Genomic DNA, 25,482 nt, shown 5'->3' with positions numbered 1-25,482 from the left:
CTGAGTGTCATGTCAGTCATTTCCCCCTTTCAAAGCCGGGGAATCGCCCGCACCATGGAGACATGAGCGACCGATTCCAGCTTGTCTCCCCCTATCAGCCCTCCGGTGACCAACCCGAGGCGATCAAGCGTCTGGCCGAGGGCTTCGAGCACGGACTGGCGGCCCAGACCCTGCTGGGCGTCACCGGCTCGGGCAAGACCTTCACCATCGCCAATGTCGTGGAGCAGGTGCAGCGACCCACCATCGTGCTGGCGCCGAACAAGACTCTGGCGGCCCAGCTGTACGGCGAGTTCAAGGAGTTCTTTCCGCACAATGCGGTGGAATACTTCGTCAGCTATTACGACTACTACCAACCCGAAGCCTATGTGGTGGCCTCCGATACCTTTATCGAGAAAGATGCCGCGATCAACGATCATATCGAGCAGATGCGGCTGGCGGCGACCAAGGCCCTGCTGTCCCGCAAGGATGCGTTGATCGTGGCCACGGTCTCGGCGATCTACGGCCTGGGCGATCCCGAGGACTATCTCTCGCTGCGTTTGATTCTGGCTCGCGGCGAACGCATCGACCAACGCCAGCTGATCCGTCATCTGACTGAACTGCAATTCACGCGCAACGATATGGAGCTGCGGCGCGGCACCTATCGGGTCCGCGGCGAGGTCATCGACGTGTTTCCGGCCGAATCGGAAATGGAAGCCTTGCGGATCGAACTGTTCGACGGCGAGATCGAGAATCTGGCACTGTTCGATCCGCTGACCGGCGAGGTCATGCACCGGATTCCGCGCTATACGGTCTACCCCAGAACCCATTACGCCAGCACCCGCGAGAGCGTGCTGAGGGCGATGGACACCATCAAGGTCGAATTGAAAGAACGGCTGGAAGTCCTGCGGGCAGAAGACAAGCTGGTCGAAGCCCAGCGACTGGAGCAGCGGACCCGCTTCGATCTGGAGATGATGGCCGAGGTGGGCTACTGCCAGGGCATCGAAAACTATTCTCGACACATGACCCAGAGCGCGCCGGGCGACCCGCCGCCGACCTTGTTCGACTATCTGCCGGCCGACGCCTTGCTGGTAGTCGACGAATCGCATGTCACCATTCCCCAGCTCGGCGCCATGTACAAAGGCGACCGCTCGCGCAAGGAAAATCTGGTCAACTTCGGCTTCCGGCTGCCATCCGCGATGGACAATCGTCCACTGAAATTCGAGGAATGGGAGCAGCGGGCGCCGCGCAGCATCTATGTCTCGGCAACCCCGGCCAAATACGAACTGGAGAAATCCGGTGACGCCATTGTCGAACTGGTGGTGCGGCCGACCGGTCTGCTGGATCCCGAGGTCGAAGTACGCCCCGTCGGCACCCAGGTCGACGATCTGCTGTGCGAGGCCCGCAAGCGGATCGCCATCGGTGATCGCGTGCTGGTGACGACCCTGACCAAGCGGATGGCCGAAAATCTCACCGAATATCTGACCGAGCACGATATCAAGGTTCGATACCTGCACTCCGACATCGAGACCGTGGAACGCACCGAAATCATCCGCGACCTGCGTCTGGGCGAATTCGATGTGCTGGTCGGCATCAACCTGCTGCGCGAAGGACTGGACATGCCGGAGGTCTCGCTGGTCGCGATCCTGGATGCCGACAAGGAAGGCTTTCTGCGCTCCACCGGCTCGCTGATCCAGACCATCGGTCGCGCGGCGCGCAATCAGCGCGGCAAGGCCATCCTCTACGGCGACAGGATCACCCGCTCGATGCAGGCGGCCATCGACGAGACCCGGCGACGGCGCGAGAAGCAGGAGGCGTACAACGCCGAACACGGCATTACCCCGACCTCGGTCGTGCGTCGTGTCGCCGACATCATGGAGGGCGCACGCAGCACCGCAGCTGTGCGCGGCGACAAGGCCGGGCGTGGCCGGGCCGGCAAACAGGCCGCCGTGGCCGAGACGCCCGCCAACTACCGTGCCTTGTCACCCGGGCAGCAGGCGGCGGCCATCAAGAAATTGGAGGAGCAGATGTATCGCCACGCCCAGGATCTGGAATTCGAAGCTGCCGCCCGTGTCCGCGACCAGATCCAGCAGTTGCGGGACCAGTCCTTGGCATGACGGTAACCTATTGTTATTTATAAGTTACTTCTTGCTTTTGCAGAAAAAGATAAAAAAGTTTCGAAAAAAGCTTGCCAAGCCCCTGGGGCATACCTATACTTCTCATCTCCCCGGCGACGAAGCCTTCGAAACGAAGGTCAAGACAACGGTGAGGGCGGTTAGCTCAGCGGTAGAGCACTACCTTGACATGGTAGGGGTCACAAGTTCGATCCTTGTACCGCCCACCAATATAAACAAGCACTTGGGCTGTACTTAGGGGCGGCCCAAGTGCTTTTCTAACACGCAACTAACACGCAAGCGAGCTATGCAAGCGTCGATAGCCATTACTGGCTTTTCGAGGTGGCGGGCTCAAATGCAAAAACAGCGGGTGCCTCACGGTTCTCGCTGTTTTTGTTTGGTCGGGACTGCTCCCAACTGACCTTGAAGTCTCGATACGCGTGCGGCGAGCTTATGCATCCAGTCATTGAATGCCCGGCTGGTCTGGCCAAGATAGGGTGAGCTCAAGTTTGAAGTGCAGCACCCTCATACTCGGGTGTTGCCATGTCCAGCAAACGCACTTACCAGCATTTGAGCCCAGAAGAGCGGGCCGTCATCATGATCGAATGTCAGAACGGCACCAGCCTGCGCGAGATTGCTCGGCGGACTCAGCGCTCCGCCGCTACCATCAGTCGCGAGCTGACTCGAGCAGGATGCTGCTCAGCATCTGATCCGTATAACGCCACGGCAGCAGGCCAAGCCTATTATCAAAGGCGCCAGCGCTGTCGACGCAAGCCGCGGCTGCAAGGTGGCAGCCCGCTTTATCAGTTCGTGCATGATCGTCTGATGTATTTTCGCTGGTCACCTCAGCAGATTGCTTCCAGACTACGATACCTGCCTAGCGATACGCGCCCCGGCCTGGTCAGCCATGAAACGATTTACGCGACCATCTATGCCCAGCCAAGGGGCGCCCTCAAACAAGGAATGATCCAGGCGCTTCGCCAGGCCAAAACCAGTCGCGGCATGCGCCGAACGACAGCGGCTGGATCCAGCTTTGTACCGGAATCGTTGCGCATTGTGCATCGACCGGAGGACATCGAGCACAGGCTCGTACCAGGGCATTGGGAAGGCGATTTCATCAAAGGGGCCTTCAACCGATCAGCGATTGGCACTTTGGTCGAACGCAAAACCCGGTTCGTGATTTTATGTCGAATGGACGGCTGCACTGCAGCTGATGCCATGGAGGGATTTACGCCGCAAACGAAAAGGCCTCCGGCCTTTCTGCGTCAAAGCCTGACCTGCGATCGAGGCAGCGAGATGGCCTGTCATGCTGACCTGAGCAAGCGACTGAAGCTCGATGTATGGTTTTGCGATCCACATGCCTCATGGCAACGCGGGAGCAATGAAAACATCAACGGGCTGCTCTGCCAGTTTTTACCCAAGGGTACCGACCTGTCGCAGCCCAGCCAAACCATGCTTAACGATATCGCCCGCCAGCTCAACGGCTGTCCCCGTCAAACGCTTGGATGGCGAAATCCAGAAGAGGTGATGGCTGAAGAATTGGCGAAATGGTCGTCTGGTGTTGCACTTGATTCTTGAGACCGCCCCCCTCTAAACACGAATCAGGTATGTAAAATCACCATTTCACTTATGGGGGGCGCATTCGCCGCATATTTCAATTGTATTACCTGGCTCTGAAAATCACCGGCATACGAGACCTTTTTAATTGCAGTCAAAATTATTTAAAGTCATCAGCGTAAAGATGTTCTTCATTTTTTTGAGGGAGTCGCGCCGGTTGCGCGATCGGTCTAGTTAAGGTGCGATTCCCGCCTACTTTATATGGATTCGACTAAGTTGTCTCGCCCTTGATTTGCTTAATTAATATAATGAGTGGTGTCATGGATTGGATGAAGAGATGTAATTCCCACTATCTTGCCTTCTTTGTTTTTATGGTGATCGAGTCGTACTTGGTGTCCGCCATATATACTGATATTGGCCGAAAAGACTTCAGTGGAATTGAGCAAAATATACCATTGATAATTTTTGGCTTACTATACTTTGGCATTCCACGAGTGAGGAAGAAGTATCTTGGGCTACTTCTTATTGGGGTGTTGATAAGTGAGGTCAGTCATCTTTTCATATATGTTTTTAGCGCAATGAAATTATGCTTTGCAAATTATCTCCATATTTCCATCCCTGTGGCGGAAGTTAGGGATTTGCGCGGGCTGAACTTTACTCAACTTGTAATCATTGAAGCTGTTGGTGGTCCGGTAGCATTTGCAATCCGGGCCTTTATATCCGCCCCGCTTTGGGAGGAATTAGTTAGGGGTGTTATTTACAAGGTTGTAACACCATTTTTTGGCCACTTTGCAGGGGTTGTTGCAGCCCTGCTTCCATTGGTCATCATGCATTATAACAATCAATTTTATGATGTTTTTTTTTCAGTCTGCAATGGCTTATCTTGTTTATATGGGGTATAATTGGGCCGAAAGAGTAGTCATACATGCCGTCTCCAATGCTTTCTTGCTCGTCAACCTATTGTGGATTAATCGGTTTGCGGTAGATACTAATTTTCATATGGATTGGGTGGGTGTCATTGTCGCGACGTGCGCCCTATTGATTTGCTTGCTAAGATTTTTGCCGTTGACTCGCTGGAGCAGCGGCCCTCCTCACCAGTAATGAGAAGGCGGCCGGGGTAAATAATTGCGGGGAGTCTTTATGCGAGATTTTTTGCAATTAACATCTGGCTTTAATGGCTCGTCAGTTGGTTGCTTTTTGAGCACTGCATTTCCCTGATGAGTTGATAGTGTAAGCCTTCCCGAAGTTGGACGGTAACATGTAGAAGCTTCTGTCATCCTTTGATCAGGAGACCCACATGCACAAATACAAATTTACCGAAAGCCAGATCATGGCCGCCCTCAAGCAGCTTGAGTCGGGTGTGCCCGTCAACGAAGAGATCAAGCGTTGGGCCGCCGGGCGCGACTCGGCACTGGTCCTTGAGATCATCCTGGGCAAGACGACGGTGGCCGCGGCCAGCCGGCAGTTCGACCTTACCCCGGCGGAGATTGAAAGCTGGGTAGAGGACGGCAAGCGCGGCATGGAGAACGCACTGCGAGCCAAGCCTTAGGATGTAAGCGAGCAGTACGAGAGGCAGTTGAAGGATTTGCAGGAAGCCTACGGCGAGGCCATGCTGGAGATTTGCGCTCGAAAAAGGCTGGCATCCCTGCTGGGAAAGGACGAGAGCTGATGCACTCGGTCGGTAATCACCCCATTTTTAACTGTCGCCAAAAGCGGAGCTAGATGGGCAAGGCGGGTTGGCCAGACAAACGCCTGCTGAAGGCCTGTGCCGGAGTGATTCCGTAGACCTCCCGCGAGTTTTATCCCGATTTACGGGCCTTTCCACGGAGGCTTATCCCGGGCCAGGGGACAATCGCCTGCCCATGGCCCGCTGGCACCAATCTCAGATCGCGCCTGCCTTGGCTTCGTTCTGCAGGGCGGGGTGGCTTGGGAAGGCATGGCGCAGGATGCGCCAGATCACCTGACCGAACTGTCTGGGCAGCGAGCCGGTGTTGTAGGACTGGCCATAGCGCGCGCAGACCTGCTTTACCTCGACAGCGATGGCCGCATAGCGATTGGCGGGCAGGTCGGGGTAGAAGTGATGTTCGATCTGGTGGCTGAGATTGCCGGTAAGCACGTTGAACAACTTGCCGCCTGCGATATTCGACGAGCCGCGCAACTGGCGCAGATACCAATGGCCGCGTGATTCGTCGCTGATCGATTGCTTAGGGAATACCTCGGCATCGGCGGTGAAGTGTCCGCAGAAGATGATCACGAAGGTCCAGATGCTGCGCAGCACGTTGGCCACTATATTGCCCAGCAGTACGGGCAGGAAGTACGGGCCGGCCAGCAGCGGGAACACCACGTAATCTTTCAGCAGCTGGCGTCCCATCTTGCGGCGGACCGGGCGGAAGGCTTCGCGGATCTCCGCCGTCGATGTCTTGCCGGCAAACCAGCGCCCCAGCCGCAGGTCCTGGATAGCCACGCCCCACTCGAAAAGCAGCATGAACACCACGGCGATGGCCGGCTGCATCAGATAGAACGGGCGCCAGCGCTGTTCGGGAAAGATGCGCAGCAGGCCGTAACCGATATCGTCATCCATGCCGCGGACGTTGGTATAGGTGTGGTGCCGGAAGTTGTGTGTCTTGCGCCAGTTGTCGCTGGTGGCGACGATGTCCCATTCGTACGTGCGCCCGTTGAGCCTGGGGTCGTTCATCCAGTCGTACTGGCCGTGCATGACGTTGTGCCCGACCTCCATGTTCTCGAGGATCTTCGACAACGCGAGCAGAATCACGCCAGTGATCCACGCGGGGACCAGTACGACGTGCACGAACGCTCCCAGAAACAGCAGCGCGCGTCCGGCGACACCGGACCAGCGCACCGCGGCGACAATGCGGCGGATATAGCGAGCATCACTCAGACCGATGTCGGCGGTCACTCGGGCACGGATGGCATCGAGCTCATCGCCGAAGGCCTTGAGTTCGTCGGACGAAAGAGGGCGGTTGCGGGTACGGCTCATAGGGCTGTCAGAGGTCCAGGATCAGGTCGGTGCTCGGCGCGCTGATGCACAGGCGCACCTGTGAGGAAGGTTCGCTGCTGAGCTCATCGGTAAGGATATGGCGGGTGCTGCCGGACTGGCGGCCGCAGACACAGGTGTTGCAGATGCCCATGCGGCATCCATGCGGAGGGTGAATCCCCTGGGCTTCGAGGCCCTCCAGCAGGGACTGTCCGCGTGCAAGCCGAAGCGTCCGGCCGCTGGCGGCGAGCTGGACTTCGACGTCGCCCTCGTCGCCGTCGGTTCTCGTCGGCTTGCTGAAGGCTTCGGCATCGAAACTTGCCACCTGTCCGCCCATGCGGATGCGTGCTGCCTGCACAAAGCCGTTCGGACCGCAGGCGAGCACGCGACGCTGGGCCAGCGAGGCAATCGCTTCCAGCGAGATGGCGTCCACACGGGCATCCGGCGCATCGCCTTCGCGGGTCAGCAGATAACGCACACGCAGGCCGGGATGAGCAGCGGCCAAGGCATCCAGTTCATCCACGAAGCAGAGCTCGTCGCGATGGCGCGCCCAGTAGAGCAGGTCGACGTTGTCGGGCATGCCTCGGCTGGCGAGCGAACGGAGCAGGGCGCGCATCGGTGCAATGCCGCTGCCGGCGGCCAGCAGAAGAAGGTCGCCGGGGTGTTCCGGCAAGACCATCTCGCCAAAAGCCTGCGTCAGCGTGAAGATCTCGCCGACACGTGCTTGCTGTGCAAGATAGCGGCTGACGCAACCGTCTTCCATCATCTTGACGGTCACCGCCAGATGGCCGTCATCGAGAAGGGTGGGGCTGTAACTGCGTACCAGCCGGCGCCCCTGGATTTCCACGCCAAGGTTCACGTGCTGTCCGGCCCGCATCCCATGCCAGTGACGGTTCGGTTTCACTATCAGGGTCACGGCATCCCGGCTGGCTCTCGAGCGGGTCATGAGCCGGGCCAGGGGCTGCTCGAAGGTCCAGAGCGGATTGATCTGTGTCGACCAGAAGTCGAACAGGGCTGGAGACACCAGCGACTTGACCAGGCGGACCGGCCAGGAGGTACGAGAGTCGGATATCGCGTTCATGGCGGGCACTATACGCATAGGCATACGGTTGTGTATACAGTCGTATACAAGTGTCGCAGGTGTATGATTCGCTATCGCCCGAAACGACCGACCATGACTTCCATCATCCCGTCCCTTCCCCTTGACGCCGCGCCATCCCGCAAACCCGTTATTGCACGCGAGGATCTTTTGGCAGCGACCCTCAAGCTGATCGGGCCGAACCGGAGCCTGTCGACGGTAAGCCTGCGTGAGGTGGCACGTGAAGCCGGCATCGCGCCCAACAGCTTCTATCGCCAATTCCGGGATATGGACGAGCTGGCGATTGCCCTGATCGACCTGGCCGGACGCTCGCTGCGTACGATCATCGGTCAGGCGCGCGAACGCGCCACATCCACCGATCGCAGCGTGATCAAGGTGTCGGTGGAAACCTTCATGGAACAGCTCCGCGCGGACGACAAGTTGCTGCACGTCCTCCTGCGCGAAGGCGCGGTCGGCTCGGACGCCTTCAAGCATGCTGTTGAACGTGAACTCAATTACTTCGAAGACGAGTTGAAGGTGGACCTCATCCGCCTTGCCGCCGCCAAACGCTCGAAGCTCCACGAACCGGAGCTGGTCTCCCGGGCGATTACGCGGCTGGTATTCGCCATGGGCGCGGTGGCGATGGACCAGCCGCCCGAACTTGACCCCAAGCTGATCGATGAGATCTCGCAGATGCTGCGCATGATCATTACGGGGGCGCGCGTATTGGACAACTCGCAGGTCTGACGACAAGCGTATGGCGATGCCAGACCGAGGATCCTCGTCCGGGGAATATATGGCCAGCCCGCGGGTTTCGGGCTTCTTCGTGGGGAGGCGCTCGAGCCGCTGATCAAGCGGCTGGTGGAGCGGGTACTGGATGTCTGCCTTGTCCCTTGGGTAGGATCGGATATCAAGCCGAGGCGGGGTTCCGCTGACGGCCCCCACCTTCAGGACGTTACATGGACGCGCCGATGCACGAGCAAGGGATGGGTGCGCTGCCAGTGCTGCTGTTTGTCACCGGGCTGGTCTGTGCGTCCGGGTTTTCACTCATCCTCAGGACATTGAGCGATGAAAAGGCCTACCGCTACTGGGTAGCCAGCCTGTGGATCGGACTGTTCTCGATCATGGTGGTGATGTTCTTTCCCGTGCATCGGCCGTTTCCGGTGCTGCTTGCGGGGCATCTGGCCCTGGCGGCCTCGCAGGTGCTGCTGGTCGCCGGCGTGCTGCATTACTGCGGTCGCAGGGTGAATGCACTGATCCTGATCGCTCCGGCCTGTCTCTATATCGTGCTTCAGGTGATCCTGTATCTGTATGGCTACAGGCTGCTGCCACGTATCGCCTTATACGGCTTCGCCGTGGCGGTATGGGATATATGGGTCATCGGTCTGCTGCTGCCCGGGACGCGGGGCGGCGATATCTACGGCCGTCGCATCGCGATCATCGTGATTGCCGGACATGCCTTGATGCATCTGCTGGAAGTGCTGTATCTGCTGCCGGCGTTTTCCTGGCGTCGACCGCAGGGTCTGGCCGATTCCGTCGCGATCTACTACATCTCGATCGTCATGACGCTGGCCAAGTGCTTTGCCTTGCTGGCCATGGTGGTGGAAAAACTGATCAATGAGTTGCGCAGGGCGGCCGAAATCGACGGCATGACCGGCCTGCTCAACCGTTCCGCCCTGATAAGCCGAGGGGCCGAGGGCCTGGCTGGCGCGCGCGCGAAAGACCTGCCGTTCGGAGCACTCTTTATCGACATCGACCATTTCAAGTCGATCAACGATGATCGTGGTCATCATGTGGGGGACCAGATCCTGAAATGGTTTTCCTCGGCCCTGAAAGATGTGGTGCATGGCAAGCAGGATCTGTGCGGGCGATATGGCGGCGAGGAATTCGTCTGCTTTCTGCCGGGCAGCGATGTCCTCTCATGCATGACACTGGGCAATCGTCTGCGTCTCCATCTGGCCAGTCATCCGGCGAATGCCGCAGCGGAAGGACTCGACGTCACGGTCAGCATCGGTGTGGCCATGGATGATGGGCATTCCGATTTGATCCGGTTGATCAAGCTGGCGGACACCGCCCTCTATGCGGCGAAAAACACTGGCCGGGACCGGGTGGTCCTGGCGGAGGATCAGGAACCGGGAATCCCGAAGCGTCGCGCTGGGCGTTGCTGAGGCACGATATCAGGCCGAGCGCGGCGCGGGTTCTTTATGCTGGCCGGCATCTGGCGCAGACTGGGGCATCAGTGTTGTCGATGACGGCGCGGAGTTTGCCAACCAGCCTGTGGCGGGGATGACAAGTCCGTGAATGGGTGATGGCTGCCAGACTCTGCGGTGAGGATAGGCACAGGGGCGTCGCAGATGGTGTCGCTGCGCCCGTACCGAGCCTTTATCGGCGGAACGGCACCGACAGCATGCCTTCAGGGCCTTGGCGCTGACGATATCAGCCGCGGGTCCGATGGGTCAGTTCATGATATCGAGGTGCAGGTATGGATGCCCGTGCGAGAAAGATGTTTCACGAAGCCTGTGTGCGACTCAGGAATGATGCCTCGCTTCGAAAACCGCACGGGGGGATTTGCAGCGCATTGATCCAGATCCTGCCGCCCGAGCTGATCGAGGACATGAATGTGCTGGTCGAGGTGAGTCAGCTGGCAAGCGGATGGGAAAAGTGGTCAGGCAAGCCTTTTATGCCGGTACCTGCCGTCAATGGCCGCGGTTATCGTGCCCATTCCGTGGCCGGGGCGATGTGGGAAGGTGGCTACGGTGCGCTGCGACTCGAACTGCTGGACCATCTGATTGCGATGACGGCTTGAGCATGCGTCTCTGGCGGCCGGAAAGGATTCAGGGATCGGCACAGGTCGGTCGGAAAATCGCTGATCCGTCGCTGTCCGGCTGGCCTGCCAGCCGGAGCGGATCTGGTTTGAATCAGGTCTGGTTTGGGTTAGACCGCAGGAACCCGGTTCGGCCTTGCGCCAGCGGCGTGGCCGGAACCGGTTTGCCGTTGACTCAGCGCTGAGCCATGGACTGCGCGATTTTCTTGTCGGTTTGATACTGGCTCAGCGCATAGACGGCCCAGATCGTGGCCGGAATCCAGCCCAGCACGGTGATCTGCAGGATCAGGCAGATGATGCCGGCAATGGGGCGGCCGATGGTGAAGAAGGTCAGCCATGGAAAAATCAGGGCGATAAGCAGGCGCATGCGGTATTCCTTGGTCAATGCAGTCAACGGGATGAAGCGCTGATCCAGCCCGTGCTGGCACCACGTGGGCGATGCAATGGCTGGGAACGGCGGATTATGACTGCCCAGCATAAAGCATATCGGCGGCATCGGTCGGGGTGGCCCTGTACCTGAAGCGTCCCCTGCCGTCTGTGTCGCCGGCTCGAGACGGATACCAAGGCGATCTCGCCTGGCGGCAGCATCATGATGCTTGCGTCGGATGGGAGGGATGATGACGGATGGCCGGCCAGCTTGCAGCTGGCTGTCCGGCGCGCAGTCGCCATCGATGGCGGGGCTTACAGCTTGCCGCCGACGATCACCGTGCTGCCGGGCGGGGCGATCACGCATTGCTTCGCCGCCCTGCAGGCATCGGCCTGGATCTGTGCGATCTGCAGTTGCAGATAGCCTTCCACCGACATACCCATCTTCTGCCGGTAGGCATCGTCCGCGGCGGCCTTGGATTCCTGTTCTGCCTTGCGGGCATCTTCAGCCAGCTTGGCTGCATCCAGGGTGCGCAGACGCTGCTGCTGGGCAGCGGTCTCGTTCATCTGTTCCAGCACATTGGCATTGGGCACGGCCCGGCCCAAGGTGACATCCAGAACCTGGATCGGGATGCCGTTGTCCCGGATCAGCCGTCGGATCTGTGCGGTCACCTGGCGGTCCAGATCGGCCGCCGCACTGACATTGCTCATCATGTCGGTCATGGTCTTGGTCTTGACCGCTTCGCGGACAATGGCTGAATACTGGCTTGCGACATTGTTCTTGAACCATTGTCCGCCGAAGTCGCGAATCAGCTTGACCGGATCCGAAACGCGATACTGGATGGCGGTGTCGAAGTCCAGCAGGATATTGTCGGCCGAGGAGTAGTCGTTGAAGGCGACATGCACGGTCTGCGGTGTCATGTCGACATAGATGGCACTGGTGCTGCCCCACGTGATGCTGCGTCCGGTGGGAACGGCTTGCGGGCGCACGCCGCCATGGCCCAGGAAATAGGGCTGGTCGATCAGAACCGCCTGTTGGCCGGCATCGGGCGTGACCACGGTGCAGGCGGTCAGGCTCATGGTGAGGGCGATCAGACCGTAGGCAGTGCGGTTGAACATGCTGGCATCCTGCAGTGGCTTGAGTGAAGCCACAGCATAGACGGATGGAGCCCGATCCGGCCACGGGCTGACGAGGGTCCGGCCGCAGCGACCCGAAACGCGGGTCGACCCAGGCCGGGGTCCTGCCTGATATCGGACGGAGGCCGGGATGATCTCCTCACAGGTTCGCCTCGGCGCCGCGGATCTTTCAGGAGGAACTGGCCTCATGGGGCTGGAAAAAGCCGATCCTGTCCTGCAGCAGGCGGGCCTGGGATTGCAGCCCCTCCGCATTGAGATGGGCTTTGTCGGCGGCTTCGGCATGGTGGCGGGTCAGGGATTCCAGTGCGCGCATCATCGAGGTGATCTGCAAGGTTTCCTGATGCTGATGGCGGCTCTGTTCATCGATGTCCAGCATGGTCTGCTGCAGGTGCTGCACGCGGTCCGCGATCTGGTCCAGCACCTCGCCGCAGTGACCGGCGCGAGCACTGCCATCCTGGATGGTCGCCTGGTTGCCTGCCAGCAGTTGCTGCGCATGCGAGAGGGCTTCGGCGGTCTGCCTGGCCAGGCGACCGACTTCTTCGGCGACTACGGCAAAGCCGCGACCATGCTCCCCGGCATGGGCTGCCTCGACGGCGGCATTCAGGGCCAGCAGCCGGGTCTGCAGGGCGATGTCGTCAAGCTGTTCGACGATTTCCGACAGATTGCGTCCGCTGCACTGGATTTCCAGCATGGAGGCCTGCATCGCCTGTGCGAGCTGCTGCCCCTGGCCGGTCAAGTCGGCGGCCGCATCGGCCGCGCTGCGGGCCAGGGCACTGTGTTCCTTGCTGCGCGCGATCATGTCGCTGATCCGGTCGATGGCCCGGCTGGAGGCCTGCAGTTGCTGTGACTGGTGCAAGGTGCGATCGCGAAGCGCGGTGCTTTCGCTGGCGCTTTGCTCGGAGGCTTGCTGGACGTGGCGGGCGCCGCCGCGTACCTGCTCCACCACCGAAGCCAGGGCCAGATCCATCTGTTGCAGGGCGCGCAGCAATTGGCCGATCTCGTCCGCCGGTCCGGGCTTGAAGGGCTGTCCCAACTGGCCGGCGGCCACGGTACGCGCCTGCTGGATGGCGGATGCCAGTCGACGGCTCATGGAACGGATCAGCCAGCTGTCGAAGATCAGCAGGCCGGCGGCCGTCAGCACGGTCAGGCCGGCCAGCAGCCAGCCCAGGTGCTGGTGCTCCCGGTGGTTGTGGTCGACTACGGCGGTGCCGATGGTGACGGCCTGCTCGAACATATTGCTGAAGTCGGCATGCAGGGGGCTGAAGGCCGACTGGGTATCCGAGGAAACCTGCAGAACGGCGATATCGAAATTGCCGGCGCGCAGCAGCTGCATGGACTGCTGCAGACTTTCATCCAGGGCTTGTCGATGCGCGGCGGTCGTGTTCAGCCAGGCCTTGTGGCTTTGAACCCAGGGCGTGGCTGTCAGCGACTGCCAGCGCCGCCCGATGTCGGCCTGTTCGGCCTGCATGGTGTCAAGGGCGATATCCACCGCCGAGGGCAGTCGGGCCATGGCCGCATGGGTGACGGCATTGAGCGCATCGGCATAATCATTCTGGATGCGTCCAAGTTCAGCGACAGGACGCAAGGTGTCACTGACCAGCGAAGCCATCTGCCGGCTGGATTTGGCCAGCGCCAGCCAGGCGCTGCCGCCCAGCCCGAACAAGACCAGGGTGACCACGACCAGTCGCAGCAGCAGCCTGGCCCGCAGGCTCAGGCTGCCGAGTTCTGTCAGGCGTTGCCGGCGCGATCGAGGCGAGGCGGTGGCAGGGGAGGCTGATGCGGAGGGGAATGCCGGCACGTCTTCATCATCGGTCACAAGGGGGAGCTGGCAGCCTAGGTTCCGACCATGGCGGTTTTATGACGATAGACGATATGCCCCTCAACGACCTATGCGGCGCAGCGGCTTGCCGGCCATCAGATTGTTCTCGATCGCCTCCAGCGTCATGCCCTTGGTCTCGGGGACCAGGGCCAGGGTGAAGGCGATGAACAAGGCGTTGAGCACGGCGTAAAGCAGAAAGGTCCGGGAGGATCCCAGTCCGCTCAGCATCAGGGGAAAGGTGAAACCGACAACCATGTTCGCCCCCCAGTTGGTGACGGTGGAGGCGGCAATGCCGAAGTCGCGGCCCTTCAAGGGCTGGATTTCGGAGCACAGAGTCCAGATCAGCGGTCCTGCCGACATGGCAAAGCCGGCAATAAAGACCAGCAGCATGATGACCGTGAACAATTGCAGGCCATGGGTGGCGGGCGCGCCATGACGCATGGTCCAGCTGATCACCGCCAGGCCTGCGGCCATCACGCCGAAGCCGGCCAGCAGGGTGGGGCGGCGTCCCCAGCGGTCAATCACTGCCATGGCCAGCAAGGTGGCCAGCACGTTGACAAGACCGACGGCGGCGGTGAACCACATCTGGGCTTCGACGGCGTAGCCCATGGTCTGGAAGATCTTCGGCGCGTAATACATCACCACATTGATGCCGGTCAGCTGCTGGATGATCTGCAGCAACACGCCCAGCCCCACCGAGCGGCGGAAGTCGGGACTGGAGCGGAACAGCCCCCAGCCCTGCTGGGGCTTTTTCAATTGGCGGTCGATATCGTCTATTTCGGCATCCACCACGCGCCGCAGGCCGCCGCGCAGTCCCATCAGCACCTCGTGGGCTTCTTTGCGGCGACCGCGCATCAGCAGCCAGCGCGGACTGAAAGGCAGCACCAGCAGGCCGAGCAGAAACAGGACGCCGGGCAGGGCGATGATGCCAAGCATCCAGCGCCAGTGGCCGTGGTAGCTGAACGCCGTATCGGACAGGAACGCCAGCAGGATGCCTGAAGTCAGCATCAGCTGATAAGTGGAAATCATTCGTCCGCGAATCGCCTCGGGGGCGATTTCGGCGATATACAGGGGCGCGGTATAGCTGGCTACGCCGACGGCGAGACCGAGCACGAAACGCCAGACGATCAGGCTTTCGGCAGAGCCCGCCTGGGAGCAGCCGATGGAACCGATCACGAACACGATGCCGCCGACGATCAGCGAACGCTTGCGGCCCAGTGCAGCCGAGGCCCAGCCGCAGCCCAGCGAGCCGACGGCCGCGCCAGCCATCATGGCGCTGACGATCAGGCCCATGGCTTGGTCGGACACGTGCAGATCGGTCTCGATGAATTGCTGGGCGCCGGAGATGACGCCGATGTCCAGACCGAACATCAGGCCGGCCAGGGAGGCCAGCAGGCCGATCATGAAAAGTCCGGGGCCGCGGTGGGTGGCTGCTGCTGTTCCGCTCATGGCATGCATTCCTGTGCTGGCGCCGGATCGCGGTCAGCGCTTGGCCGCGATCCGGCAGACGGCCGCCCGTCGGGATGGCGATGAGCTTGACGGTGATCGGGCCGCAAGTTGCCTGATCGGGGCGGTGATTTGCGAACATTCTATGCACGCCTTCACGCTTCTTTCAACAAAGCTTGGAGCCGGAATGATGGTCTTGAATATTGCGTTGCAACAAATACTTGTGTAAATCATGGGGCTGCCTTGGAGCGGATTGATGCTGACTGATGGACGTCCATATGGATGGTCGTGGCGATGACTGCCAAGGCAGGCTGTCCGATGATATCGAGTGGGGGCTGACTGGACGGGGCAGCCAGCGGCATGGGGATGCTTTCCGGCGATCGGAATGCTTCGCACTTGTGATGTGTGCGGAGAGAGCGTGCAGGTGGTCAGCAAGCGGTTGGGGCTCGTTGCTGCGGTGCGCCGGGGATGGCACGACTGCGCCAGCCATGCGCTGGCGACCGGGGCGGGCGACGACAAGCACGCGATGCCGGTGCCCCGGATCCGCAGATCCGGGGCGTGCGGTGCCTCAGGCGCTGGCGTGGGCGGCGCCCAGTTGCTGGATGGCATCGATACCGAAACCGACGATGCCGACGATGCCTTCGCCGACGTCCAGAATCGCTGCCGGAATGTTGCCGGGATTCAGTACCGAATCGGCGATCAGGCCGATGCCCTCGCCCAGCTTGGCGGCCGGGCCGGTGGCATCGGTGCTGAGGCCGAGCAGGGTGGTGCCTAGATCGACGACATTGCCGATGGCTCCGCCTATGGCGCTTCCGATATCGCCGAAAACACCGCCGCCCGCAACTGAGGTCATTTCATCGTGGGTAAGTGTACGCATGTTCGGGTCTCCTCCTGAGGGTCGTCCGTGACGACAGGTCCGAAGGAAATTAATCGAACGAACTTGCACAGCGTGTGATTCGGGCCTCCATGGTATGTGAGCGTTGACGCGGCAGAAGTCCGGTGCCGGCGCGCATGGCTTTGTCGATGGTCCATGGCGGCGAGGCCTCCGTGGTGAGGGCGGCTCGAACTGGCCGGCCAGCCGCGGTTTCCATCTCGCCGGATCCATGCCTGGCACGCTCACGAAGGAGTGTTGCCGGATGAATGGAGGTTTCCGTCAGTCGGTGCCGTGGGCCTGTTTCCAGGCCAGCTGGAATGCCTCCGCGCGGCGATCCAGCTCGGCGCATGCCATGCCGGGCATGTACAGCGCCCGGCCCAGCCCGAAACCGGCCGCCCCCGCACGGACATAGGCTTGGATCTGCCCGGTGGCAATGCCTCCGGCTGGCAGCAGGGGCAGATGCTTGGGCAGCACGCTTCGCCAGATCCTAAGGCTGCCCGGTCCCAGTTGTTCGGCCGGAAAATACTTGAGGGCATCGACGCCGGCCTTGACGGCGCGGAAGGCTTCGGTGGGAGTGGCGGCACCGGCGATGCAGGCCAGGCCGGCCTGTTTCGCGTCACGGATCAGCTCCGGATCGCAGTGCGGGCTGATGACGAGGTTGGCACCGGCCTGGCAGGCGGCCTCGATGTCATCGCGGTTGAAGACCATGCCGGCACCGACCAGGCCGTCGGGCGGCAGACGCTCGCGCATGCGGCGAATGCAGTTCAGGGCTTCGGGCGCCTGGATCGGCACTTCGAACAGTCGAAACTCACGGTGGTACAAGGTGGTGACGATATCGGCACATTCTTCGGGCAGAATGCCCCGCAGATTGGCCAGAAAACCATGCAGAAAGACTTCTCGCATGGCATGGCCCTTCATCCGGCGGGTTCCGGCGCGCCATGATCGAGGGTGCGGGCCAGTTGCCAGAGGCCGCGCTCGGCGGCCTGGCGGGCCCGCTCCACATGTTCGAAGCCGAACAGTTGCAGGGCGCGCGCATAGCGCAGGCAACGATCTTCAGGGCCGACCAGAATCACCGGGCAGTGAGGGGCAGCATCCGGCTCCATGCGCTTGAGACCCAGCAGTTCATGACCGATCAGCAGGCCATGGCGGAAGCTGCCCTGTTCGGTCGCGGCCAGCTGACCGCTGCGCACCAGGGCTTGCGGGCTGCCGAGACTGGCCAGCATGCCGGCCTGCTGCTCTTCGCCGCGCGCGACGGCCAGGCCGAAATCGAAGGCACCGGCATGCCAGTCGGCCGAGGTGTCCGTCGGCGTGTCGGCACTCTGATCGGCCGAGCCGCTCAGCAGGCGTTGCAGGCTGGGGGTGATGAAGCTGACCAGGCGACGGACCCGCTGGCGGTCCAGGCGCACCCATTGGTGCTGTTCGCCCAGCAGGCCGACCAGCAGGTCGGCCTCGTCGGTACTGCTGCGGACGCCGAGCAGGGCTGCCGTGCCGTGGTCGATGCGGCCCGGCAGGATGCCGTTCTGGGCGAAATCCGGCAGCAGATGCAAGTCAGGCAACCCGGGCTGCCGGATGGGGCGCAGCAGGCGTGCCAAGGGGGCCAGTTCGAAGGGGACTTCGATCGGCGCAGGTGCGGTGTCGGCCGGCAGCAGCGCATTCAGGCCAGCGCCGACCAGGGCGGTCGCGGGCGAGTACTGAAGCCAGTCGCTGCAGAGTTCGTTGATGGCATCGGCCAGCGGGGTAGATCCCCGGAGGATGGGGGCGGCAGCGATCTTGCGCCGCTCCGGCACCTGACCATCTTCGGCGAAGCGCAGCACATGCAGATCTTCGGAGTCGGCAAGCAGGCCGATCCAGTGGCGGGCGGGTGAAACGCTGTCCATGGCGAGCAGGCGACCTTTGTCCGTGGCGGGGCCGGCGTCTCCGGCGAGGGCCGGAGGGATGACTGGCTGCGGTGTCCCGGCCATCGGACCTCCGCAGTCATGGTCTCTTTCTGCCTGAATTGAACCGCAAGCGCGGCCAACGGGCAAGGTCTGGCGCCGCATGCCGGCTGGCTACAGGAGACCGATGGCGGTCGCGGCCGGATTGCCGGGTCAGCGGGGCGGGCTTACGATGGCGGGATTCTTTCAATGCGGGCGGATGCTCATGTGGTATTTCTGGATCAAGGCGCTCCATGTCCTGTTCGTGATGGGCTGGGTCGCGGCGGTGTTCTATCTGCCTCGGATTCTGGTGAATCTGGCCGAGGTCAAGGCCGCTGGCGAGCCGGCGGCCGTGTCCGCGCGTCTTGAGTTGATGGGACGGCGTCTGTACCGTTTCGGCCACATCATGTTCGGTCTTTCCGTGATCTGCGGCCTGCTGCTGTGGCAGGGCTGGCGGATGACGGCCAGTCTGCCGCCGGTGGTGGGGCAGGCGCACTGGATCCACGCCAAGCTGGGCCTGGTGGCGGTGCTGTTCGTGTACTACATCTTCACCGGCCGGCGTCTGAAAAAGCACGCCAGCAAGGGCCTGCCTTCGGCCTTACAGTTGCGGCTGGCCAACGAGCTGCCGGTATTTCTGGTGCTGGGCGTACTGTATCTGGTGATGGCGCGGCCGTTCTGAATTGCGCAGGGGCGACGCTCGCGTCGCCCCTGCATCGTCCGGCCTGTCAGTTGCTGACGCGGCGCTTGACCACCTGGCCGCCGAAGGACTGGCAGTCGGGCATCATCACCAGATAATTGATGGTGACGTGCGGCGGCCGGTCGATGATCCATTCGACCGTGTCGGCGATATCTTCCGGGGTCAGTGGCTGGGTGTCCTGGTAGACTCCTGCGGCCTTCTCCGAGTTGCCGTCGAAGCGGACCGACGAAAATTCGGTGCCACCGACCAGTCCGGGCTCCACGCAACTGGCGTGGACGCCACTGCCGACCAGGTCGGCATTGAGATTGTTGGTGAACTGGTGGACGAAGGCCTTGGTCGCGCCATACACGTTGCCGCCGGCATAGGGGATGCTGCCGGCGGTGGAGCCGATATTGATGATCTGGCCACGACCGCGGGCGACCATGCCAGGCAACACCAGCCGGGTCACGGTCACCAGGCCGCTGCAGTTGGTGGCGATCATCCGCTCCCAGTTGTCCAGCCTGGCCTCGTTGGCTGGCTCCAGGCCCAGTGCGAGGCCGGCATTGTTGACCAGCACATCGATGGCCTGCCATTCCGGTGGCAGGTCGGCCAGGGCGGCTTCGACAGCGGCGGCATCGGTGACATCCAGGGGGATCGGCTTGATCAGGCCAGGGTAGGCTTCGGCCAGCTCGGTCAGCCGCTCGGCGCGCCGCGCCGTGACGATGATCTTGTCGCCGCGACGTGCCATGCGTTCGGCGATGTGCTTGCCAAAGCCGCTGCTGGCGCCGGTGACGAGAATAGTCTTCTGGGTCATAAACAATCCTGGGTTGGGCGGACGGTTGGGTACGTGGCGAGGAGCATGTCAGGCTTCAGCTGGCGGTATCCAGGCCGTGATAGCGGCGGTACCAGTCGACAAAGGCGCTCACGCCTGCTTCGATCGATGTGGACGGCGCGTAGCCGACATCTTCACGCAAGGCGGTGACATCGGCCCAGGTATCCGGTACGTCGCCGGGCTGCATCGGCAGCAGTCGCTTTTCGACCACGCGGCCCAGGCCTTGTTCCATCAATTCGATGAATTGCAGCAAGGGAACAGGCTGATCATTGCCGATGTTGTAGACCCGATAGGGCGCATTGGAGCGGCCGGGATGGGGCTGCATCGGGTCATAGTCGGGATCGGCGGCCGGTGGCCGGTCCAGGGTGCGGATGATGCCTTCGACGATGTCGTCGATATAGGTGAAGTCGCGACGGTGGTGGCCGTAATTGAATACGTCCAGCGGCTGGCCGCGGCTGATTCTGTCGGCAAACAGCATCGGGGCCATGTCGGGGCGCCCCCAGGGACCGTAGACGGTGAAGAAGCGCAGGCCGGTGGTGGGCAGGGCATACAGATGGCTGTAGCTGTGGGCCATCAGCTCATTGGACTTTTTGGTGGCCGCATACAGGCTCAGCGGGTGATCGACCGGATCATCGACCGAGAACGGCATCGATCGATTGGCGCCGTAGACCGAGCTGGAGGAGGCATACACCAGATGCTCGACCTCATGGTGTCGGCAGGCTTCCAGTACGTTGCCGAACCCGACCAGGTTGCTGCTGATATAGGCGGCGGGGTTCTGCAGCGAGTAGCGGACCCCGGCCTGGGCCGCCAGATTTACCACTCGTTGCGGCCGGAAGTCGGCAAACAAGGCATCGAGGCGGCCGGCATCAGCCAGATCGCTGCGCTGGTGGCGGTAGGCCGGATGGTCATGGAAGCGGGCCAGCCGGGCTTCTTTCAGGGCGGGGTCGTAATAGTCGTTGTGGTTGTCGAGGCCGGCGACCTCATCGCCGCGGGCGAGCAATCGCTCGACCAGGGCGGCGCCGATAAAGCCGGCGGCGCCGGTGACCAGAATGCGCATGGCTTGGGAGTCTCCTGAAGATGTCCCGATTTTACGCGCTCATGGATTTTGTTGAAGGCCGCTGCATGCGATCCCCGTCGGGTGCCGGCGACGACCATGCCCGCCACCTGGCGGCTTGATTGACAGCAGGTAGCCAACAGGCCTAAGGTATGGGGATAACCTCGACCAGAGAAGGTGGCCAGCGGGTGACCGCAGGTCTTGTGTGCGACATGCAAACTCGTCACTTCCCGACTTGATGACACGCCGGCGCGGATAGCCACCTTCCGGTGCGCCTTGTCCCCGGCCTGTCCTGCCTGGTCCGCGGCAGATCCCTTGCCCGACCTGCGCGATCCGATCTCCCTAAGACTTCCCAACCGGCGCCTTTGACGGGTGCTGTACAGGTATTGATGCAATGATCGAAATCACTCTTCCCGACGGCAGCAAGCGGCCGTTCGACCATGCCGTAACGGTTCAGGAGGTGGCAGCCTCGATTGGCGCCGGCCTGGCCAAGGCCACGCTGGCCGGCAAGGTGGACGGCCAGCTGGTGGATGCCAGCCATGTCATGGACCATGATGCCAGTCTGGCCATCATCACCGACAAGAGTCCGGAAGCGCTGGAAATCCTGCGCCATTCCACCGCCCATCTGCTGGCCCAGGCCGTGCAGCGATTGTATCCGGGGGCCCAGGTCACCATCGGTCCGGTGATCGAGAACGGTTTTTACTATGACTTCGCCTACGAGCGGCCGTTCACTCCGGAAGACCTGGACAAGATCCAGGCCGAGATGGAAGCCATCGTCAAGCAGGACCTGCCGGTCAGCCGCAGCGTCAAGAGCCGTGACGAGGCTGTGGCCTTCTTTCGCGGACTGGGCGAGAACTACAAGGCCGAAATCATCGAGTCGATTCCGGCCGACCAGGAACTGTCGCTGTACAGCCAGGGCGAGTTCACCGATCTGTGCCGCGGTCCGCATGTGCCCAATACCGGCAAGCTGCGCGCCTTCAAGCTGATGAAGGTGGCGGGTGCCTACTGGCGTGGCGACTCCAACAACGCCATGCTGACCCGCGTCTATGGCACGGCCTGGACCAATGACAAGGAGCTGAAGGCCTATCTGCATCAGCTGGCCGAAGCCGAAAAGCGTGACCATCGCCGTATCGGCAAGCAGCTGGACCTGTTCCATCAGCAGGAAGAAGCCCCGGGGATGGTGTTCTGGCATCCCAATGGCTGGTCGCTGTGGCAGGCCGTGGAGCAGTACGTCCGCGGTGTCTATCGCAAGAGCGGCTATCAGGAAGTGCGCGGTCCGCAGATTGTCGATGTCAGCTTGTGGAAAAAGTCCGGTCACTGGGACAACTACAAGGAAAACATGTTCTTCACCGAGTCCGAGAAACGGACCTATGCGGTGAAGCCCATGAACTGTCCGGGTCATGTGCAGATCTACAATGCCGGCCTGCACAGCTACCGCGACCTGCCGATCCGTTATGCCGAGTTCGGCAGTTGCCATCGCAACGAGCCGTCGGGCGCGCTGCACGGCATCATGCGCGTGCGTGCCTTTACCCAGGACGATGGTCATATCTTCTGCACCGAGGCCCAGATCGAGTCCGAGGTGACGGCGTTCCATCAGCAGGCCATGAAGGTCTACGACGACTTCGGTTTCGAAAATGTCGCGATGAAGATCGCCCTGCGTCCGGAAAACCGGCTGGGCAGTGACGAGGTCTGGGATCGGGCCGAGCACGCCCTGCGCTCGGCCCTGCGTTCGGCCGGCGTCGAGAGTTGGGAAGAACTGCCGGGTGAGGGTGCCTTCTATGGCCCTAAGATCGAATACCACATGAAGGATTCGATCGGCCGCGCCTGGCAGGTCGGTACCATGCAGGTCGACTTCATGATGCCGGAGCGCCTGGGTGCGGAATATGTGGATGAGCATTCGACAAAACGGCATCCGGTGATGCTGCATCGGGCCATCGTCGGCTCGATGGAGCGCTTTATCGGGATCCTGATCGAGCACTATGCAGGCCTGCTGCCGGCTTGGCTGGCGCCGGTTCAGGCGGTGGTGCTGAACATCACCGATGCCCAGGCCGACTACACCGCCGGGGTGGCGCGTGAGCTGGTCGAAAAGGGTTTCCGTGTGAAGTCCGATTTGCGCAACGAAAAGGTCGGCTATAAAATCCGCGAGCATACGTTGCAGAAGGTGCCCTACCTGCTCGTGGTCGGTGACCGTGAGAAAGAACAGGGCATGGTATCCGTACGTACACGTGCAGGTGAAGACCTTGGCAGCATGAGCGTTGCCGAATTCACGGCACGCCTGGAGGCCGAAACCAAGCGCTAAGTGCTTGGTGGGCCATCTTATTTTATCTTCTGGAGGATAGTGGTATCGCCACCACCGAAAACAAGGGCAATCGTCGCAACCTGGAAATCCGTGTTCCCAGGGTCCGGGTGATTGGTCCCGATTCTGAGCAGCTGGGCATTCTTACCCGTGATGAGGCCCTGCGTGTGGCCGAGGAAGCCGGACTCGACCTGGTCGAAATCCAGCCGAACGGCGATCCCCCGGTCTGCCGGATCATGGATTACGGCAAGTTCAAGTTCGAGGCCCAGAAAAAGGCCCAGGCTGCCAAGAAGAAGCAGAAGCAGGTCGAGATCAAGGAAGTCAAGTTCCGTCCCGTGACGGATGTCGGCGACTACCAGATCAAGCTGCGCAACATGGTCCGGTTCCTGGAAGAAGGCGACAAGGTCAAGGTCACGATCCGGTTCCGCGGTCGTGAAATGTCGCATCAGGATCTGGGCCAGAATCTGGCTCGCAAGATCCAGGGTGATGTCGGTGAAATCGGCCAGGTGGAGTCCTTCCCCCGGCTGGAAGGCCGGCAGATGGTCATGATGATCGGACCGAAGAAGAAGCAGTAAGCCGAACCGGGTCCTGGCTGTGCAGGCCGGCCTCCGGGTCGGGCCCGCCGGCTGCGGGTCGGTGTCGCATCGCATCGACTGCCTCTTGGCAGTGGCTGCGATGATGCAATATACTTGCGGGCTCGCTCATGTATGGATGGAGCGGGCAGCCGATTTTGGCAGGAAGGAAAGAGCAGCCTCCGGGTTGCCGCCAAATCTGACTCAACAATGGATACGGAGCATTCTTATGCCCAAGATCAAGACCAACCGGGCGGCCGCGAAGCGTTTTCGCAAGACCGCGTCCGGCAAGTTCAAGGCAGGTCATGCGTTCAAGTCGCACATCCTGACCAAGAAGTCGACCAAGCGGAAGCGCGGCCTGCGCGCGACCAACCACGTCAAGGCCTGCGACACCAAGAGTGTGGCACGCATGTTGCCGTACGTCTGAGGCGGAGAATAAACCATGGCTCGTGTTAAGCGTGGCGTTACCGCCCGTCGTCGTCACAAGAAAATCATCGGTCGCGCGAAGGGTTATTACAATGCCCGTCGCAAGGTCTTCCGTGCAGCCAACCAGGCTGTCATCAAGGCCGGCCAGTACGCCTATATCGGCCGCAAGCAGCGCAAGCGTCAGTTCCGCGCGCTGTGGATCGTCCGCATCAATGCGGCAGCCCGTCAGTTCGGCCTGTCCTACAGCCGTCTGATCAACGGTCTGAGCAAGGCTCAGATCGAGATCGACCGCAAGGTGCTGGCTGATCTGGCCGTCAACGACATCGCCGCCTTCGGCGCGATCGCCGAGAAGGCCAAGGCCAGTCTGGCGGCCTGAAACGCGACCGGGGCTTGAAGCCCAGGCAGCGTGCAGCGGGGAGGAGGCCAGGCCTCCTCCCCGTTTTTTTTGCTTGATGGAAGGGCTGCCCAGGCATGGACCTGGCCCGGCTGACCGAAACCCGAAATCCGGAGACATGATGGACGAGCTGAAGTCCCGTGCTGCGCAGGCGCAAAGCGACATCGCCGCCACTGATTCACTCGATGCGCTGGAAGGTCTGCGCGTAAGCCTGCTCGGCAAGAGCGGGGTAGTGACCCAGGCCTTGAAGGCGCTGGGCGGATTGGCACCTGATGAGCGCAAGCGTCAGGGGGCCGAGGTCAACCTGCTGAAAAATGCCCTGGCCGAGGCCCTTGCGGCGCGGCGGCAGGTGCTGGAGCAGGCGGCGCTGGATCAGCGGCTGCGTTCCGAGCAGCTGGATGTCAGTCTGCCCGGCCGGCTTGGCGAGCGCGGCGGCATCCACCCCATCACCCGCACCCTGGAGCGCATCTCCGCGATTTTCGCGCGGCTGGGCTATCAGCGGATGGACGGGCCGGAAATCGAAGATGACTGGCACAACTTCGAAGCCCTGAATTTTCCCGAGCATCACCCCGCACGGGCGATGCACGACACGTTTTATTTCGGTGATGGCCGCCTGCTGCGAACCCATACCTCGCCGGTGCAGATCCGCTCGATGCAGGGCCGGCAGCCGCCGATCCGGATCATCGCGCCGGGCAAGGTCTACCGCAGCGATTCGGATCAGACCCATTCGCCGATGTTTCATCAGATCGAAGGTCTGCTGGTCGACGAGACCTCCAGCTTCGCCGATCTCAAAGGCACCTTGAGCGAACTGATCCGCGCCTTTTTCGAGCGCGATTTCGAGATGCGTTTTCGTCCCAGTTATTTTCCCTTCACCGAGCCTTCGGCCGAAGTGGATATTCGCTGGGAGTCGGCCGACGGTTCCAGTCGCTGGCTGGAAGTGCTGGGCTGCGGCATGGTCCATCCCAATGTGCTGGCCAATTGCGGCATCGATCCCGAGCGCTACACCGGCTTCGCCTTCGGCCTGGGCGTCGAGCGCTTTGCCATGCTGCGCTATGGCGTGAGTGATCTGCGCGCGTTTTTCGAGAACGATCTGCGCTTCCTCGAACAGTTCGCTTGAAGACCCGGCCAAGGAA

At 61.5% G+C, this 25,482-nt stretch carries 23 protein-coding genes, 1 tRNA gene and 1 pseudogene; 14 read left to right on the top strand and 11 right to left on the bottom strand.

The features are described from left to right. Positions 1-62 precede the first annotated feature (62 nt). The 5 genes and pseudogenes from uvrB (at position 63) to FRAAU_RS17905 (ending at position 5,316) form a co-directional block, all read left to right on the top strand. Positions 63-2,093 (top strand): excinuclease ABC subunit UvrB, encoded by a 2,031-nt coding sequence (gene uvrB, locus FRAAU_RS12230; protein ID WP_014403836.1) that lies wholly within the window; start codon positions 63-65, stop codon positions 2,091-2,093. A gap of 152 nt (positions 2,094-2,245) precedes the next feature. Further along, positions 2,246-2,320: transfer RNA gene (locus tag FRAAU_RS12225), tRNA-Val, on the top strand. Between the two features lie 313 nt (positions 2,321-2,633). Beyond that, positions 2,634-3,668: an IS30 family transposase gene (locus FRAAU_RS12220; RefSeq protein ID WP_083841178.1), complete on the top strand. Its 1,035-nt coding sequence runs from the start codon at positions 2,634-2,636 to the stop codon at positions 3,666-3,668. 299 nt (positions 3,669-3,967) lie between these two features. Then, entirely contained in the window at positions 3,968-4,549 is a 582-nt protein-coding gene (locus FRAAU_RS12215; RefSeq protein ID WP_014403834.1) for a type II CAAX prenyl endopeptidase Rce1 family protein, read from the top strand. A 428-nt stretch (positions 4,550-4,977) separates the two neighbouring features. Then, a pseudogene (locus FRAAU_RS17905) lies at positions 4,978-5,316 on the top strand (DUF1153 domain-containing protein). Between the two features lie 213 nt (positions 5,317-5,529). Here FRAAU_RS17905 and FRAAU_RS12205 read toward each other — a convergent pair. Both FRAAU_RS12205 and FRAAU_RS12200 read right to left on the bottom strand, forming a co-directional pair. Then, complete coding sequence (locus FRAAU_RS12205; RefSeq protein ID WP_014403833.1) at positions 5,530-6,645, bottom strand: fatty acid desaturase family protein; 1,116 nt, start codon at positions 6,643-6,645, stop codon at positions 5,530-5,532. A gap of 7 nt (positions 6,646-6,652) precedes the next feature. Next, positions 6,653-7,723 carry a ferredoxin reductase gene (locus tag FRAAU_RS12200; protein ID WP_041270571.1) on the bottom strand — a complete coding sequence of 357 codons (1,071 nt, stop codon included), beginning with the start codon at positions 7,721-7,723 and terminating at the stop codon, positions 6,653-6,655. Positions 7,724-7,816: 93 nt separating this feature from the next. On the opposite strand from FRAAU_RS12200, the gene fabR reads away from it, so the two are divergent. The 3 genes from fabR to FRAAU_RS12185 all read left to right on the top strand — a co-directional run bounded on the left by fabR (position 7,817) and on the right by FRAAU_RS12185 (position 10,526). After that, positions 7,817-8,467: an HTH-type transcriptional repressor FabR gene (fabR, locus tag FRAAU_RS12195; RefSeq protein ID WP_014403831.1), complete on the top strand. Its 651-nt coding sequence runs from the start codon at positions 7,817-7,819 to the stop codon at positions 8,465-8,467. A 212-nt stretch (positions 8,468-8,679) separates the two neighbouring features. Continuing rightward, entirely contained in the window at positions 8,680-9,888 is a 1,209-nt protein-coding gene (locus FRAAU_RS16615; protein WP_014403830.1) for a GGDEF domain-containing protein, read from the top strand. A gap of 410 nt (positions 9,889-10,298) precedes the next feature. Further along, on the top strand, positions 10,299-10,526 hold the full coding sequence (locus FRAAU_RS12185) for a hypothetical protein (protein ID WP_041270570.1): 228 nt from the start codon (positions 10,299-10,301) through the stop codon (positions 10,524-10,526). Between the two features lie 193 nt (positions 10,527-10,719). On the opposite strand, the gene FRAAU_RS12180 is transcribed toward FRAAU_RS12185, so the two are convergent. From FRAAU_RS12180 to FRAAU_RS16605, 7 genes are all read right to left on the bottom strand, one after another. Beyond that, entirely contained in the window at positions 10,720-10,911 is a 192-nt protein-coding gene (locus FRAAU_RS12180) for a YqaE/Pmp3 family membrane protein (RefSeq protein ID WP_014403828.1), read from the bottom strand. Positions 10,912-11,225: 314 nt separating this feature from the next. Then, positions 11,226-12,029, bottom strand: coding sequence for an SPFH domain-containing protein (locus tag FRAAU_RS12175; protein ID WP_014403827.1), 804 nt, complete (start codon positions 12,027-12,029; stop codon positions 11,226-11,228). A gap of 187 nt (positions 12,030-12,216) precedes the next feature. Next, positions 12,217-13,845 carry a methyl-accepting chemotaxis protein gene (locus tag FRAAU_RS12170; RefSeq protein ID WP_169314763.1) on the bottom strand — a complete coding sequence of 543 codons (1,629 nt, stop codon included), beginning with the start codon at positions 13,843-13,845 and terminating at the stop codon, positions 12,217-12,219. A gap of 81 nt (positions 13,846-13,926) precedes the next feature. Further along, positions 13,927-15,315 (bottom strand): sugar porter family MFS transporter, encoded by a 1,389-nt coding sequence (locus tag FRAAU_RS12165; protein WP_014403825.1) that lies wholly within the window; start codon positions 15,313-15,315, stop codon positions 13,927-13,929. Between the two features lie 565 nt (positions 15,316-15,880). Continuing rightward, the gene (locus FRAAU_RS16610; RefSeq protein WP_014403823.1) at positions 15,881-16,189 is read right to left on the bottom strand and encodes a hypothetical protein; all 309 of its coding nucleotides are present in this window, start codon (positions 16,187-16,189) and stop codon (positions 15,881-15,883) included. A gap of 276 nt (positions 16,190-16,465) precedes the next feature. Next, a complete protein-coding gene (locus tag FRAAU_RS12150) occupies positions 16,466-17,089 on the bottom strand; it encodes a 2-dehydro-3-deoxy-6-phosphogalactonate aldolase (protein ID WP_217176225.1) in 624 nt (207 codons plus the stop codon). Between the two features lie 11 nt (positions 17,090-17,100). Continuing rightward, positions 17,101-18,063: a 2-dehydro-3-deoxygalactonokinase gene (locus FRAAU_RS16605; protein WP_169314762.1), complete on the bottom strand. Its 963-nt coding sequence runs from the start codon at positions 18,061-18,063 to the stop codon at positions 17,101-17,103. Positions 18,064-18,325: 262 nt separating this feature from the next. On the opposite strand from FRAAU_RS16605, the gene FRAAU_RS12140 reads away from it, so the two are divergent. Then, a complete protein-coding gene (locus tag FRAAU_RS12140) occupies positions 18,326-18,778 on the top strand; it encodes a CopD family protein (RefSeq protein WP_041270568.1) in 453 nt (150 codons plus the stop codon). Positions 18,779-18,824: 46 nt separating this feature from the next. Here FRAAU_RS12140 and FRAAU_RS12135 read toward each other — a convergent pair whose 3' ends face one another. Together FRAAU_RS12135 and FRAAU_RS12130 are read right to left on the bottom strand one after the other, a co-directional pair. Further along, complete coding sequence (locus tag FRAAU_RS12135) at positions 18,825-19,589, bottom strand: SDR family NAD(P)-dependent oxidoreductase (RefSeq protein ID WP_014403819.1); 765 nt, start codon at positions 19,587-19,589, stop codon at positions 18,825-18,827. A gap of 55 nt (positions 19,590-19,644) precedes the next feature. Next, a complete protein-coding gene (locus FRAAU_RS12130) occupies positions 19,645-20,664 on the bottom strand; it encodes an NAD-dependent epimerase (protein WP_014403818.1) in 1,020 nt (339 codons plus the stop codon). 391 nt (positions 20,665-21,055) lie between these two features. Here FRAAU_RS12130 and thrS point away from each other — a divergent pair, with 391 nt between their 5' ends. From thrS to pheS, 5 genes are all read left to right on the top strand, one after another. Next, positions 21,056-22,960, top strand: coding sequence for a threonine--tRNA ligase (thrS, locus tag FRAAU_RS12125; protein WP_014403817.1), 1,905 nt, complete (start codon positions 21,056-21,058; stop codon positions 22,958-22,960). A gap of 29 nt (positions 22,961-22,989) precedes the next feature. Then, positions 22,990-23,532, top strand: coding sequence for a translation initiation factor IF-3 (gene infC / locus FRAAU_RS12120; protein WP_083841176.1), 543 nt, complete (start codon positions 22,990-22,992; stop codon positions 23,530-23,532). A 226-nt stretch (positions 23,533-23,758) separates the two neighbouring features. Further along, on the top strand, positions 23,759-23,956 hold the full coding sequence (rpmI, locus tag FRAAU_RS12115; protein WP_014403815.1) for a 50S ribosomal protein L35: 198 nt from the start codon (positions 23,759-23,761) through the stop codon (positions 23,954-23,956). A 15-nt stretch (positions 23,957-23,971) separates the two neighbouring features. Beyond that, positions 23,972-24,331: a 50S ribosomal protein L20 gene (gene rplT, locus FRAAU_RS12110; RefSeq protein WP_014403814.1), complete on the top strand. Its 360-nt coding sequence runs from the start codon at positions 23,972-23,974 to the stop codon at positions 24,329-24,331. A gap of 139 nt (positions 24,332-24,470) precedes the next feature. Then, entirely contained in the window at positions 24,471-25,466 is a 996-nt protein-coding gene (gene pheS / locus FRAAU_RS12105; protein ID WP_014403813.1) for a phenylalanine--tRNA ligase subunit alpha, read from the top strand. The last annotated feature ends 16 nt before the right edge of the window (positions 25,467-25,482 follow it).

The sequence above is a fragment of the Frateuria aurantia DSM 6220 genome (assembly GCF_000242255.2).
GTDB classification, from domain to species: Bacteria; Pseudomonadota; Gammaproteobacteria; order Xanthomonadales; family Rhodanobacteraceae; genus Frateuria; species Frateuria aurantia.
This window is presented reverse-complemented; position numbering and strand designations above follow the sequence as displayed.